This window comes from Alteromonas sp. V450, from assembly GCF_001885075.1.
GTDB lineage: Bacteria > Pseudomonadota > Gammaproteobacteria > Enterobacterales > Alteromonadaceae > Alteromonas.
In genome coordinates this window covers 2,104,053-2,118,378 of the sequence record NZ_MODU01000004.1, presented here as the reverse complement: position 1 = coordinate 2,118,378, position 14,326 = coordinate 2,104,053, and the positions used below count along the sequence as shown (strand labels likewise).

General features: G+C 43.2%; 15 protein-coding genes and 1 pseudogene. 3 read left to right on the top strand and 13 right to left on the bottom strand.

All coding sequences use genetic code 11. From position 1 onward, the window contains the following. Window positions 1-102: 102 nt before the first annotated feature. The 7 genes from BK026_RS09315 to BK026_RS09285 form a co-directional block, all read right to left on the bottom strand. Window positions 103-3,210: an efflux RND transporter permease subunit gene (locus BK026_RS09315; protein ID WP_032096159.1), complete on the bottom strand. Its 3,108-nt coding sequence runs from the start codon at window positions 3,208-3,210 to the stop codon at window positions 103-105. 60 nt (window positions 3,211-3,270) lie between these two features. Next, on the bottom strand, window positions 3,271-4,200 hold the full coding sequence (locus BK026_RS09310; RefSeq protein WP_014951216.1) for an efflux RND transporter periplasmic adaptor subunit: 930 nt from the start codon (window positions 4,198-4,200) through the stop codon (window positions 3,271-3,273). Next, window positions 4,193-5,590 carry a TolC family protein gene (locus BK026_RS09305; protein ID WP_071815608.1) on the bottom strand — a complete coding sequence of 466 codons (1,398 nt, stop codon included), beginning with the start codon at window positions 5,588-5,590 and terminating at the stop codon, window positions 4,193-4,195. Before BK026_RS09305 ends, BK026_RS09310 begins: the two co-directional genes overlap by 8 nt. A gap of 72 nt (window positions 5,591-5,662) precedes the next feature. Then, entirely contained in the window at window positions 5,663-6,040 is a 378-nt protein-coding gene (locus tag BK026_RS09300; protein ID WP_014951214.1) for a hypothetical protein, read from the bottom strand. Window positions 6,041-6,059: 19 nt separating this feature from the next. Beyond that, the gene (locus BK026_RS09295; protein ID WP_014951213.1) at window positions 6,060-6,959 is read right to left on the bottom strand and encodes a cation diffusion facilitator family transporter; all 900 of its coding nucleotides are present in this window, start codon (window positions 6,957-6,959) and stop codon (window positions 6,060-6,062) included. After that, window positions 6,946-7,311: a DUF3703 domain-containing protein gene (locus BK026_RS09290; protein WP_014951212.1), complete on the bottom strand. Its 366-nt coding sequence runs from the start codon at window positions 7,309-7,311 to the stop codon at window positions 6,946-6,948. Before BK026_RS09290 ends, BK026_RS09295 begins: the two co-directional genes overlap by 14 nt. Beyond that, a complete protein-coding gene (locus BK026_RS09285) occupies window positions 7,308-7,934 on the bottom strand; it encodes a cation transporter (protein ID WP_014951211.1) in 627 nt (208 codons plus the stop codon). The genes BK026_RS09290 and BK026_RS09285 overlap by 4 nt, the downstream gene beginning before the upstream one ends. Window positions 7,935-8,013: 79 nt before the next feature. On the opposite strand from BK026_RS09285, the gene cadR reads away from it, so the two are divergent. Together cadR and BK026_RS19435 are read left to right on the top strand one after the other, a co-directional pair. Then, window positions 8,014-8,436: a Cd(II)/Pb(II)-responsive transcriptional regulator gene (cadR, locus tag BK026_RS09280; RefSeq protein ID WP_071815607.1), complete on the top strand. Its 423-nt coding sequence runs from the start codon at window positions 8,014-8,016 to the stop codon at window positions 8,434-8,436. A gap of 327 nt (window positions 8,437-8,763) precedes the next feature. After that, window positions 8,764-10,283 (top strand): annotated as a pseudogene (locus BK026_RS19435) (ISNCY family transposase). 30 nt (window positions 10,284-10,313) lie between these two features. On the opposite strand, the gene BK026_RS19790 reads toward BK026_RS19435, so the two are convergent. The 6 genes from BK026_RS19790 to BK026_RS09240 all read right to left on the bottom strand — a co-directional run bounded on the left by BK026_RS19790 (window position 10,314) and on the right by BK026_RS09240 (window position 12,982). Continuing rightward, a complete protein-coding gene (locus BK026_RS19790) occupies window positions 10,314-10,526 on the bottom strand; it encodes a GDCCVxC domain-containing (seleno)protein (RefSeq protein WP_071815606.1) in 213 nt (70 codons plus the stop codon). A 49-nt stretch (window positions 10,527-10,575) separates the two neighbouring features. Next, window positions 10,576-10,851: a mercury resistance system periplasmic binding protein MerP gene (gene merP, locus BK026_RS09260; protein ID WP_014951208.1), complete on the bottom strand. Its 276-nt coding sequence runs from the start codon at window positions 10,849-10,851 to the stop codon at window positions 10,576-10,578. Between the two features lie 32 nt (window positions 10,852-10,883). Continuing rightward, window positions 10,884-11,228 (bottom strand): mercuric transporter MerT family protein, encoded by a 345-nt coding sequence (locus BK026_RS09255; RefSeq protein ID WP_014951207.1) that lies wholly within the window; start codon window positions 11,226-11,228, stop codon window positions 10,884-10,886. Window positions 11,229-11,305: 77 nt separating this feature from the next. After that, the gene (locus BK026_RS09250; RefSeq protein WP_014951206.1) at window positions 11,306-11,689 is read right to left on the bottom strand and encodes a MerR family transcriptional regulator; all 384 of its coding nucleotides are present in this window, start codon (window positions 11,687-11,689) and stop codon (window positions 11,306-11,308) included. Between the two features lie 200 nt (window positions 11,690-11,889). Continuing rightward, window positions 11,890-12,675, bottom strand: a complete 786-nt coding sequence (locus tag BK026_RS09245) for a DUF5677 domain-containing protein (protein ID WP_032096157.1) — start codon at window positions 12,673-12,675, stop codon at window positions 11,890-11,892. Continuing rightward, a complete protein-coding gene (locus BK026_RS09240) occupies window positions 12,665-12,982 on the bottom strand; it encodes a hypothetical protein (protein WP_071815605.1) in 318 nt (105 codons plus the stop codon). The genes BK026_RS09245 and BK026_RS09240 overlap by 11 nt, the downstream gene beginning before the upstream one ends. Before the next feature lie 132 nt (window positions 12,983-13,114). Here BK026_RS09240 and BK026_RS09230 point away from each other — a divergent pair. Beyond that, a protein-coding gene (locus BK026_RS09230; protein WP_143142110.1) for an IS3 family transposase occupies window positions 13,115-14,319 on the top strand; the annotation gives its coding sequence in 2 pieces (ribosomal slippage) (window positions 13,115-13,487 and window positions 13,487-14,319; 1,206 coding nt in all). Window positions 14,320-14,326 lie beyond the last annotated feature (7 nt).

The window sequence follows — 14,326 nt, the reverse complement described above, 5'->3', positions numbered from 1 at the left end:
TTTACGAGCCACCTCCCCATTTTGTCAAAAGAAGTCGAATGATCGTCATGGGGGTAAGTAAATCCGGGGCATTGATTTATAAACCCAAATGCCCCAGTGCTGCTAATTCACCTTATAGTGAACGAGTCTATAGAGTACAGGTAGTACAACCAGAGTTAACAAGGTAGAGGATATGATCCCACCAATGACCACCGTTGCCAGAGGTCGCTGCACCTCTGCGCCAGTACCTACGTTAAGCGCCATGGGCACGAAACCAAGACTCGCCACTAACGCTGTCATCAGCACTGGCCGCAAGCGAGTCATTGCACCATCAATAATCGAGTTTACCAACTCGCCAGTCTCTTCCATCCTCTGCCTGATAAAAGACAGCATTACCAGACCATTCAATACAGCAATACCAGAGAGCGCGATAAAACCAATCCCTGCCGATATTGAAAGAGGCATATCTCTGATCCAAAGAGCAAAGATGCCGCCAGTTAATGCCAAAGGGACGCCTGTGAAAATTATCAAGGCGTCTTTGACTGAGCCAAATGCAATCACAAGTAATGCAAGGATCAGGAAAAGCGTTGCGGGCACAACCAAGCTCAGTCGTTGACTTGCACTTTCCAATTGCTCAAACGTTCCACCATAACTTATCCAATAACCACTCGGCAGTGCCACATTGGCTGCGATTTGCTCTTTAGCATCATTGACAAAAGAGCCTAAATCACGATCTCTCACATTTGCTGTGACGACGATACGGCGTTTTGCGTTTTCTCGACTTATTTGACTGGGTATATTGGTATATTCAAGCTCAGCCACCTCGGCGATTGGCACATACTCACCATCATTGGTCATGATGGGTATATTTCCCAGCGCTTCTAAATCATTGCGAATCTCTTCAGGATAACGAACAACAATCTCAAAGCGTCTGTCGCCTTCAAATACCAAACCAGCTTCTTTGCCGCCAACTGATGCACTTAACCACGTTTGCAAGTCAGTTACGTCTAAGTTGTAACGCGCCAGCGCATAAGGCTTCGGGTTCACCGTGAAGATGGGGATCTCATCTACTTGTTCTACTCGTGCATCAGCAGCGCCCGGAATATCTTGTAATACGGATAAAACATCACCAGCTGAATCCCGCAGCTTATCCAGATCATCACCATATATCTTGATCCCTAAATCTGCCCTAACGCCACTAATTAATTCGTTAAAGCGCATCTGTATAGGTTGCGTAAACTCATAGTTATTGCCGGGTACATTTTGAAGATCCCTCTCCAATTGCTCGACAAATTCCGTTTTCGATAATGCAGGGTTTGGCCATTCATCAATTGGTTTTAGCATTACAAAAGTGTCAGTGACGTTGGGTGGCATAGCATCAGTAGCCACCTCAGCAGTACCCGTTTTAGCAAATACGGTGTTTACCTGTGGGTATTGCATAATGACCTGTTCAAGCCGTTTTTGCATATCGACAGCTTGTTCAATTCCTGTGCCGGGCACTCTCATTGCATGAAGGGCTATGTCACCCTCATCTAGTTGCGGCACAAATTCAGAACCTAGGCGCATCCCAAACCAAACACTGATAACTACGAGTAATGTTGCTGCACCTACTACCAACCATCGTAATTTTAATGCCCACTCCAGTACAGGGCGGTAAACTGATTTAGCCCCAGTGATTATTGGACTCGCTTTTTCACTGACTTTGCCTGACATAAACATAGCAACAGCTGCGGGCACAATGGTGATTGAAAATACCATTGCCGCTAGCAATGCCAATATTACGGTAGCCGCCATTGGGTGAAACATCTTCCCTTCGACACCTGTTAAGCTAAAGATAGGAATGTACACAATCGTGATTATCATCACGCCAAATAGACTTGGGCGTATCACCTCATTCGTTGCCTCAAATACGACTTCCAGCCGTTCTTTAAGAGGCAGTATTGCACCCGTTCGCCGCTGCGATTCACTTAATCGCCTAATACAGTTCTCGACGATAATAACCGCTCCGTCAACAATCAGTCCAAAGTCTAACGCACCTAAGCTCATTAGGTTCGCGCTAACGCCCGTTTGTACCATGCCTATTATTGTGGCAAGCATGGCAAGTGGGATGACAGCGGCGGTGATAATTGCTGCCCGTATATTGCCCAGCAATAAAAATAAGACAACAATAACGAGTAGTGCGCCTTCAACAAGGTTTTTTTGTACTGTATTGATGGCTTTATCCACGAGCGTAGTGCGATCGTATACACTTTGGATAATTACGCCCTCTGGCAGGCTTGCTTGGATTTCATCCACTTTATCAGCCACGTCTAGCGCAACAGCTCGGCTATTTTCGCCTATTAGCATCATAGCTGTGCCCAACACCGTCTCTTGACCTTCTCGTGTTGCAGCGCCCGTTCTAAGCTCCTTACCGATGGCGACCTCTGCAATGTCACTTACCGTGACGGGAGATCGGTTTGTAAGCGTTACCACCACGTTACCGATGTCCTCAACGCTCGAAAGTCTCGCTTGTGAACGTACTAGTATTTGCTGGCCGTTGCGTTCAATGTACCCAGCGCCCTGATTAGCGTTATTTCGATTTAATGCCCGCAATAAATCGTCAGTACTAACGCCGTAATTAAGCATAAGTTGAGGATTAGGCTTCACATGATACTGTTTGGTAAACCCCCCAATAGCATTAACCTCTGTTACCCCTTTCACCAAGGCCAGTTGAGGTTTCACCACCCAATCGTGTAACTCTCGAAGCGCCATTGCATCAAATTTTCTGCCATCGACAGTTACTGTGCCGGGCTTCGCGCTAAGCGTGTACATGTAAATTTCACCCAAACCTGTGGCAATCGGCCCCATCTTAGGCTCAATACCATCGGGCAATTGGCTTTTGATAATGCCTAGCCGTTCGTTTATGAGGTTTCTGGCAAAATAGAGATCCGTGCCTTCTTCAAAAACGGCCGTCACTTGTGATAAGCCATAGCGCGATAGTGAACGTGTGTAGTCCAAGTTTGGTAATCCTGCCAAAGCGTTTTCTACCAAAAAGGTGATACGTTGTTCAGTTTCAAGCGGTGAATAACCTTCTGCTTGTGTGTTGATTTGTACCTGAACGTTGGTGATATCGGGTACGGCATCAATAGGCAGCTTTTGATAACTGAATAGGCCTAATCCAATCACCAAAAAGGAAAGCATCAGAAAAATACCGCGCTTTTCGATTGCGGTACGAATAATGGAAACTAGCATCTTAAACCTCCCTTTGAACTACACGCCATTTGACAGGGAAATATCAGTTGTAGTGAGGCATTAATGATCATGGCCTGCCTCCGATTTTTCCAAATCTGCTTTAATTATGTAGCTATTGGAAGCCACGACGCGTTCGCCTGCTTCAAGGCCACTGATAACCTCGATATAGTGACCATCTGAGACACCAAGCTCTACCGCTCTGGGCGCATACTCATCACCCTCAACCACAAAAACAACTTGTTTGGCTTCATACTCTTGCACAGAAGATAGAGGAACCGAATGACTTACTGACTTAGTTGACGTCGTAACTTGTGCTTTGACCAGCGTACCGAGTGGCCAATATCCAGTACTATTATCGACAGCTACATTGGCAAGAGAGTGTGGATTGCCATCAGCTGAAGGCGTAATATATGCAATCTTGGAGGTTTGGTTGAAACCTGCGTGGCTTAGTTCAACTGACTGTCCAACCTTGATGCTGCTAAGCATTTGTGAAAAAACGGTCAGCTGTGCCCATACGTTTTTATAGTTAGCTAACGAAAAAAGTACTTGCCCGTTTGATAACTCACCATTATTCGCATGTCGCGCAATCACATTGCCATCAAAAGGTGACGTGATGGAATAACTTTTTAAACTCTCATTGGACTCAACAACCGCTAAAATATCACCTTTCTTAACGGAATCGCCAATGTTGACTTTTACATCTTTAATAACACCGTCAAACCGTGCTCTTATATGACTTAATGAGGCGGGGTCTGCACTAATTCGCCCATAAAGCGTACTCGTTAACGCAATATCGCGTGCGAGCACGGGAGTTGCAGAAATACCATTCTGAATTGCTGTTTCATTGCTCATTCTTACGACTTCACCTGCGTGATTGTCTTGATCGCTGGAACTTACATCACTGTGTTTACCTCCTGCGATTGCGGTTAGGCTATAAAGGCTAAGGGTGAAGATAGAAATAAGTACTTTTTGTATTGTGAATTTATTCATAATCATGACTTCTTATCGAAATGTTAGATGACTGCTGCCAATTGCTTTTGTGACTTGGGTGAAATGAGTCATCATTGTGCTCATTCGTCAGCGCGAGACCTGTGAGTGTTTCAATTTCTGTTTTGCTTAAGTGAACTTGAGACGCTGCCTCTATTAATGTCAGCCGGGTTGTCAGAAATTCTTGTCGAGTAGTTACCCATTCCAAGTAGCTGAAACGGCCCTCCAAATAGGCGTTCTCGACTAAATCTAACGCGCCCTTTAACGGAGGAATCACCTTGCGCTGAAGTGTGTCAATCTCTAGCAATGCTCGTGTATGTTCGCCTAACGCTTGATTAACTGAATGTAATAGGCTTCGAACGTTGCTTTGTCTTTGCTGCTCTATTGCGTCAAGACGTGCCCTGTTTGCTTCATATTCACCAAGGTTTCGTTCTTTTTGAAACAATGGAACGCTTACTCCGGCAACCAGTGCTGTTTCATCAATACCTTGCATTCTGCGAAGCCCCGCTGACCACTCAATATCAGCGCGGTTATTCGCTTGCACTAAACGAAGCTGCGCCGCTTGCACACGGCTTTGTTTAGCGTATAGGTCAATGTGAGGGCTATTTTGGATTGCGACTGCCAGCGCATCAAACGACTCAATCTTATTAAAAGCAAAAAGATCGCCTTCCACACGCTTAAAGCTCGGTACCTGCTCCCCCCACATGATGGATAAACTGCGCAAGGCAAACGTTAGGTCCTGTTGAGCTAGATTAACATCGAGCTTTGCTTGGGCCAGCGCAGCTTGGGCACGTTTTTGTTCTAACAAGGGGGACGCGCCTGCTTCAACGCGTTTCGTTACGGCATTCAATGTATAAAGTGCAAGTGCCTCTGCATCTTTTATGACGTCTAAGTTCGCCTGCAATACGAGTACTTTGATGTAACGACGATTAAGCTCACCGAGGATATCTAAGGTGAGTATTCGCTTTTCAACATCTTGCTGTATTCTTCGTTCAGAGAGTACATTCAACCTTGCTGCTAGCTTATCATTGAGCTGTAACACTGATGATAATGTCAAGGTAACTTCAAGCTCTTTGAGACCTGATACCTCGCCAGTTCCCAAAAAGTTCTCTAATTCAACCCCTGCATTCAATGCGGGTTTAAGCGCCGCCGTTTTTGACTCTCCGTCTATAACACGTTGTTTAAATTTAAACTCATACAGACTTGGATTATTGGCAAGTGTTAGTCTAATAGCGTCCTCAAGAGTCAGCGTTTCTCGTATGGGCGCTTGGACACTTTTGTCTACAAATCTGTTGGTTTTCGCCGCATGAGCGGTCGGTGGACTGAGTAATAAGCCCAGTATGCAACTGCACACAATGGCAGATGCATGCCCGAAAATAGGAAACATTTTCATTGGAATATCCTAATAATTTATCAATATTTAGCATCGCGAGTGTTATCAGCGCGGTGCTATCGAAAAAACGTACTAGGAAGTAATTTTGGGGGGGCGAAGTAAGCGGTTAATAGGTGCGTCAATTACCGCATCTAAATAGTTGAAATTGTGGACTGAAACCACTGTTTTCAGACTGTTGATATGACTCTGACTGACCCATTGTGCATGTGTGCCATGGCAGTGGCCGCAATGGTGACAATCAGCAGGATTGTGGTGCTCTGTACTTACTTTATCACTGGTTTCATTGGCAGACAGCTCAGACTGCACTTGCTCGTGCTCAGAATGCTTATGCTCGTGTTGCAAGTGCTGAATGTCTATTGCATGAAAATCTAACGAATTCGCCACAGCAGAAAACGACTGAAAGAGTATCAGCGAGATCACGATGTAACTTATGCGTTTTAGATTTTTCATGTATGAAAGGTTACCAAGCCTAATTCACTTCGTCACGACATTGTTCATTAGCAAACTCCAGCTCAACTGTCGTATGTTCAAATTTATACTTTTCTAACGAACTGTGTATGTTTTCTTTGAGTGATTGGAGGTGCTCAAGACTGACATCTTCATCAAGAACAAGATGGACCGTCATTACGTTACGCTCACCGTCTAGAGACCAAATATGAAAATGATGAAGATCACTTACCTTATCGTTTGCCAGTAAATCGCTTCGAATCTTTGAAAGCTGTTCTTCATCGGGCGTTGCTTGCAAAAACAGCATTAGGGTTTCTTTGAGATTGCGGAACACATTGAAAAGGATGAACAAAGTAAAGCCAATGGATAAGATTGGATCTAAAATAGGCCAAGGCTTAAACATTAAGACGATGGACACGATAAATACTGCTACCCAACCAAGCACATCTTCCAGCAAATGCCAGTTGAGGACTCGCTCATTTAATGAGTCTCCCTCACTCAGTTTATAAGCCGCAAAGCCGTTTACTGCCATCCCAAAGATAGACAATAAAACCATCCCTTCAACTTGGGGCATTTCAGGCTCAGCCAAACGAGGTATCGCTTCAAGCAATATCCAAATGGAGCCTACCGTCAGCACAATACCGTTAATCAATGCACCGAGTAAGGAAAATCTTTTGTAGCCGTATGAGAATGTTTGATTAGAATCTTTATCGCTAAGCTTGTTTAATCCCCACGCTGTACCAATGGAAAGACTATCACCCAAATCGTGCACTGCGTCAGCCATAATAGCGGTGCTGTTGGTAAGCCATCCACCAATGAATTCAATAACAGTGAACACCACATTTAAGAAAAACGCCCATCCAATACGTTTAGACGCGTCGGTTGAATTCTCTTGCGAGTGTGAATGGTTATGACTGTGCATTTCTAATTTTTTCCAATATGGCTTTGTTTTCGGGTGAAATAGACATTGACTTGAATGGACTCACGTTTGCCCCACCAGTATTGCCCTCAGGCAATAAGCCAATTGGAGTTTTAGTCAGCGCACCTAGCATTCTAAAAATTTGTCCAAATATCTCTTTAAGGTCGCGGCGTTCTATTCCAAATTTAAGCATTTCATAATGCACTCGTGTGTGGTGGTATGTTGAGTGCTGACCGATGACATGAGCATCCTCTAAGGCCTTAAATCCTGCTTTATTGTCATTGTTCGAAAGGGATTGATGCGCGGCGCTCAGTTTTTGAAGTATGTAAGGTTTTGCTGCTTGAGTGAAATTCATACGATCTCTCCATTCGTCGAGCTGTTTTCACGGAATTCCTGTCTGGCGTCTTTTAGAATTAAGACTGCGCCTCGTAACACAACGATAGACACAATAAAACCTATGACCAAATCAGGCCAACGAGTATCGAATAGATAAACCATCACACCCGCCAATATCACTCCTATGTTTGCAATGACGTCGTTTGCCGAGAATATCCAACTTGCTCGCATATGCACCTCGCCATTTTTTTGTTTTCTGATTATCGCCAAACATATAACGTTAGCGATAAGTGCAACACCGCCCATGCCCATCATAAGCATAGATTCAGGCCCACTTCCAAAGGTTGCGCGACGAGCTATGTCAAACAAAATTAATAGGCCTAATGCCAATTGAAAATATCCACTTACCTTTGCAGCATTGGCTTTGTGAACAATTGTTTTCCCTACTGCATATATACCAACACCGTAAACGACTGCGTCAGCCAACATATCAAGGGAGTCTGCAATAAGTGCTGTTGAGTCAGCGAGTAACCCTACACTCATTTCAATGATAAACATCACAGCATTGATGCCCAATAGCCAGTAGAGAACTGCCTTTTGTTCTTGGTCTTTTATCTCAATTTCGCACCCACAACCACTCATAAAAACACTCGCTTTACTCACCTATAACGCGAGTGTAAACTCTATACTTGGTATAGAGTCAAGCTTTAGGCAAGTTAAAATGAAAATTGGGCTTCTGGCAGCTAAGACAGGGTTAAGTATTCAGACAATTCGTTTTTATGAGCGTAAATCACTATTGGCTGCACCTGAGCGAACGGCATCGAATTATCGAAGCTACTCTGAAGATGCACTGAAGCAGTTATTGTTTATAAAGCAATGTCGCGCATTAGATATGACAATCGAGGAAATTAAATTAGTACTGGAAACCCGAGCAAACCCAGAGAATAGCTGCGAAAACGTTAATACTACAATAGATAAGCATGTTGACGATATCGAACATCGGATAGCTGAATTAAAAGTACTACAAGAAACACTGATTTCAATTCGTTCTGCTTGCGATCATGATAAGAAGGTTAAAGAGTGCGGGGTATTGCATCAATTAGATAGCATTGCAGAAGTGTGTTCTTCTAGTACGGAGAAATAGTCTCGAATTATCAGTTTTATGTTGGAGCTTTGTCATAGGTATTCGGCTAAAGCAGCCATTCAATTTTTATTAGTAGCATGACCGTTGATTACCTCATTCGTGTCATTAAAATCTTAATGAGCCAAGGTCTGCTTCACGTGCACAAGAGACTGTCAATTTTGGTCTAGCTCTATCTCTGAAAGTGTCAGGTTAAGTGACGACTAATCCAGTTTAGCGTGTTAACACCAAGCGACTTTGTCGTATCTTAATTACCAAGCGATTCTGTCGGTCATTTTTTTATGTGCCTGTTAGTGTTTTGTTTTTTGAATACTAGAAGGCATGTTGAGGATGATTGTGATGGATTCTAAAGCTCAACTCACCGTTGATATAATAGCTAAAGTGGTTGAAGGTAAAATATCGATTGCCAATGCTACCAAGTTACTCAATAAATCCCGACGTTCAATTGAACGCTATATAAAACGCTATCAAGAAGTCGGTATTCAGTTTGTGGTGCATGGTAATTGCGGTAAATCACCCCCGAATAAAACGCCTATTTCGATAAAAAAAGCCGTTCAAGCGTTAATTAAGGATAAGTATTTTGATTTGAATTTACTGCACTTAGCCGAGCAGTTGGCTGAGAATGAACACATTGTTGTTAAGCGTGAGACCTTACGTGGTTGGGCGCACGATATTCATCATGTAAAGCGAGCTAAGCGTCGTCGTAGCCATGTTCGTAAACGCAGAGAACGTATGGCCGCACCGGGCTTAATGATGCAAATGGATGGTAGTCCGCACCGTTGGTTTGGTAACAAAAAGCATTGTCTCATTGCGATGATAGATGATGCCACCAGTGAAGTTTATGCTGAATTCTTCCCATCAGAGACCACCGTTGGATGTTTGAAAGTCATGCGTGACTGCCTTGAAAAGAAAGGTGTGTTTAAAACACTTTATGTGGACAGAGCCGGAATCTATGGTGGGCCTAAGCGTTGTAACTTCTCACAAATGCAACGCGCTTGTGAGGAGCTGGGCATTGAAATTATCTTTGCCAATTCCCCACAAGGTAAAGGGCGCGTTGAACGAGCGTTCGAAACCTTCCAAGACAGGTTGGTGCCCGAACTTAGGTTGAACAATATCAACGATATCGCCGCTGCCAATGCTTACCTTAAGCATGTCTTCATTCCGCAGTTCTGGCAGTCGAAAGTCCAAGTGAAATCAAAGCAAGCACCTGAATTTACGCCTCTGTCAAAACACATCAACCTTGATGATATCTGCGTCATTAAAGACCATGTAAAATACGTAACGACCATACCTTCAGTTATGGCAACAAATTCTACCTCATTGATTCACCGCTCAAGCACTCCATTGCCAATCAGAAAATCGAGATAAGGAACACGAGTAAAAAAGGGTTTACCGCTCACTTCGCTGGTCGCAAACTGAAGATCTCGGAAGTTAATGAGCCAAGCAAACTGGCATCAGAAGACTTGGCAGTACAGAAGAAACTTGAAGTATTAGCGTTAATCGAAAAGCTCGGAAGCGTCAGTGCTGCATCACGCCAAAGTGGCGTCTCACGAGACACTATTCATCGGCACTTAAGAATGGTTAAGCGAGGTGGCCCTGATGCGCTAAAACGGCAAGAAACGCCTAACATACGGCATAAAAACTGTGTAGATATGGAAATCGAGAAAGCGGTAATCGAGTTCTCTCTTGAACATCCTCACCTTGGTCAGCAGAAGGTGGCACATAAGCTAACAGAAGCATTAGGCATTGATGTTAGCCCAAATGGCGTGCGCAGTATGTGGTTGAGAAATGATATGAATACAACCGCACTGAGAATTGAGAGATCACTAGCTTTGCATGAATCAGCATAATAAATAGCCAGTTGTTTAACTGACTACTTTTCAATTACAACAACTGTTGCCCTCTTGAATTGGAGGGCACTTCACTGTTCCATATGAGCAATAAACGCAGCAGTCGCCGCTCAAAGGCTTTAGCAGTGTTTTACATTTAGTGCATTCATAAAAAAATTGGCATGCAGTGGTTGGCATTTCTTCTTGCTGGCTGTAATCGCAATGTGGGCAAGTAATCGTCGATGAGAATTCTATTTTCGCCATAGTTTTGTGTTCCTCTGAGGGTTTCAATATCGTTCAACTAGCGACGGCCTTACGACTTCACTAATGAAGGATAACCAGCATTCTTTGTAGCCTTTGTTAGTGCATCAGGATTTGTTATCTCATCGTCAAATGTTACAACAGCAAGTTTATTTTCAAATGTCACTTCCACTTGTTTAACGCCTTTAACGCGCTCAAGTGCTTTTTCTACTGTTATCGGGCACGTTACACAATCCATAGACGGAACTTCTAACGTAACAGTTACATCTTTTGCAAACGTCGCCGTGCTGCTTATCAACAATAAAGTTGTAATCAATAACTTCTTCATTTTTCTCTCCAATTAGAGTTAAGTGGTAGCACCTACACGACCCATATGATCCAGTAGTTGCTGGTAACAAAAACAAACGCCAACAGTGTGGTAAACCAAAATACTGCTTTTCGTCGTGTTCTTACCTTTGGGACTGCACAAGCCTCGTCATCCGCACAGTTTTCAACAGGCTGATGTATCTTCCACCCAGCAAAGCCAAATAAAACTACAACCACGAATATAAAAATAGGACGATAAGGGTCTAAGAGTGTTAAATGACTAATCCATGAACCACTTATACCCAATAAAAGTAAAACAAGAGGCCCGGCACAGCAGGCACTTGCACCGATTGCTGCGGCAAGCCCGCCTAAGATTGATAGTTGACTACTTTTTGCCATATTTACGTTTATTACACTGTTCTTTTAAGCACAGCATAAACTCCGTATATGGGTACGGAGTCAAGTGATGAGTCATTTTACGGTTGAAGTGACTGAATGATTGGGCAATCTTTATCACTTGGATTAGTTTTACAGTCTGAAATGAGCGAGACAAGGCTGTCTTTAAGGTTAAGCAAATCTCTTAACTTATCTTCAATTACTGCAAGCTTTTGCTCAGCGAGTTGCTGAACATCTTCACAATTACTAGCACTTAATATTAATAATGATGATATTTCCGCCAATGTAAAACCTAAATACTGTGCACGCTTTATGAACAATAGTCTTGAAAGTGCTTGTTCTGTATATTGCCTGTATCCCTGTATCGGTTTGATGGGTTGTTCAAGTAAGCCTTTGCGTTCATAGAAACGAACGGTCTCTACACCAACATTTGCCTCTTTGGCGAGTTTACTGATTGTATACATTGGCTACCTTTAATATTCTGGTTAATTCAATAATATACAAAACGTCTAATTAACTCATGCTTCAAAGGAAATATTTGCATATTTATTGAAGTGGATAATACTAACTGTTACCTTAAATGCGACAAAGTCGCTCGGTAATTAGACCGACATAATCCCTTGGTAATCACACTAATCCAGTTTAGCGGACTTCTTCAAAGGCGCTACTTTACATCTTCTTCTATTGGAATAGATTCCCAATAGTTGTTCCACCAATCGAGCGGCATTAGTTTTATTGATACTTCAAAGTGCTTTTCAAACAACCGATAAGTCTTGTCAACGTATTTGCAGGATCTATACAAGTAGTCGGGGTCGAGCGGCACGTCTAGTAGAGCAGGAATCAAGTGGTGCTTATGTAGTGGATTTTTGCAACGAGTCATATTGTAAACTGAAACATGGGGCCACATGCTATGCGCCACTTGGCTAAAGGGCGTGTAAGCAAAATTATAAAGGTCTTCGCAATCTGCCTCTTGCGCCATTTTCCTACAATTTAAATTCGACCACGTTCCAACATCCACTTCGACAAAAAATTCATTGCGTTGTGAATTAATCCAATGCTCTCTAAACTCTATCATTTGTTGAAGATCTTCTTTGTCTTCTTGATATTCCTCCTTTTCTAACAGGAGCTTGTAGTGTTCGATAAGTAACTTTGCTTCACCCAGACCATGCATAATGTATTTATGGGGTCGCTCTTCCAAATCATCCATCATCCACGCAAGCGTGATATATAAATCGGTCATAGAGCGTAAGAATAATGGTGCAGAATGTCCGTTCCATGTTGAGGGAGCTTGAGCCAACTCGATGGAGAGAGTAATTTGTCGAGATAAAAGACCACCAATGGCAGATAATGCCTCCAGTTTATCCGCGGGAATTTTAACTTTAGTCCAAACTTCATCGAAACTGTCCACTAGATAATCGACGTAGCCACTTACTAATTCTTCAATATCCATTGTCGCATCCATCTAAATCAAAAGCCTCATTCCAAAAAGTCTCTGGCCAATTGTTTTCAGGAACCCCTATTTCTTTCAAAAAAGAAGCTGCTGCAAATCCGTTGATATGAGCGCGAGCAAAACTTGCAACACGCTTTGCATCATCAGACTCTGGCGCTTTGAATATTGCATTGAAGTCAGGCAAGTCGATATGAGCAGAAATTTTCATTCGCCCAGATATTATCTCTGCGTAAACCGCAGTAACCTGAACTTTGGTCGCTTTTGATGACAGTCTATCCAAAAGCGCCTCTACATCCTCTTTCAGCATTTCAATGGCATCTTCACGGTCAATACCATACTGGTGCTCAGAAAAAAGAAACGCTAATGGATAGCTCTTTAATAAGTGATTGACCCATCCTAAATAGCGTTGACACTTTTCAAACTTATTTTGGAGAGTGTAATGAAATCAAATAGCAGAAGAACTCAACGTGATTATTCCCTCGCTTTTAAATTGGCTGTTGTAGACCAAGTTGAAAAAGGCGAGTTCACCTACAGGCAGGCTCAAGATCACTACGGAATACAAGGTTGCTCAACTGTTTTAGTTTGGCTTCGTAAGCACGGTCGTTTAGATTGGACGGATGGAACACCGAAGTTTCTAACGCGAGGCCACGTCGTGGATAAACCCAAAGCAGAACTCACCCCCGAACAGCGAATTAAAGCGCTAGAGAAAGAGCTTGCTGATACAAAAATGAAAGCTGATTTCTTTGAAGCCGTTGTAAATGTCCTTGAAAGTGACTATGGAGTAAGCGTTGTAAAAAAGCGCAAAAGAAAGTCATCCAAGAAAAAGTGATAGGCGGAGTGTCCGTTGCCAAAGCCTGTCGTTACCTGAAGATTTCTCGTCAGGCTTACTACCAATACTGCGCTCGCTCACTCAAGCGCGAAGCGCTTGAAGGTCAAGTCATTCAGTTCGTCCGTCAGGAGCGAATGATGCAACCTCGCATCGGCACTCGGAAACTACAGTATCTGCTTGCGCTCGAAAAAATGGATATCGGGAGAGACCATCTCTTTAATTTACTGAGAGAAAAGCGGCTATTGGTGCCGACAAAGCGCGCGTATCACAAAACAACCAACAGCCATCATCGGTTCCGTCGTCACCCTAATCTCATTAAAGCGGGTTTCAAAGCAGAGAAGCCCAATCAGCTTTGGGTAGCGGATATCACGTACTTACCGACGCGAAGTGGAGAGAGTTATGTAAGTCTCATTACAGATGCTTATTCGCGGAAGATTGTGGGCTATCAGGTTGACGATAACATGCGAACGCAGTCAGTAAAGCAAGCATTTACTCGAGCGCTTAAACAAAAAAGTACAAAAGAAAAGCTCGTGCATCACTCAGACAGAGGTATACAGTATTGTTCAGAAGAGTATCAAAAACTCCATAGAAAACATGATGTACAGTGCTCGATGACAGATGGCTACGACTGCTATCAAAACGCCCTTGCAGAGCGAATAAACGGTATTCTTAAAAATGAATACTTACTCCATAAGCCACGAGATTTAGAAGAAGCGAGAAAGATGGTTGCAGAGTCAATAGCAATCTATAATGGTAGGCGGCCACATCAGGCCCTTAAATACAAAACGCCCGATGAAATACATCGGGCGTTTTAACCGAAAT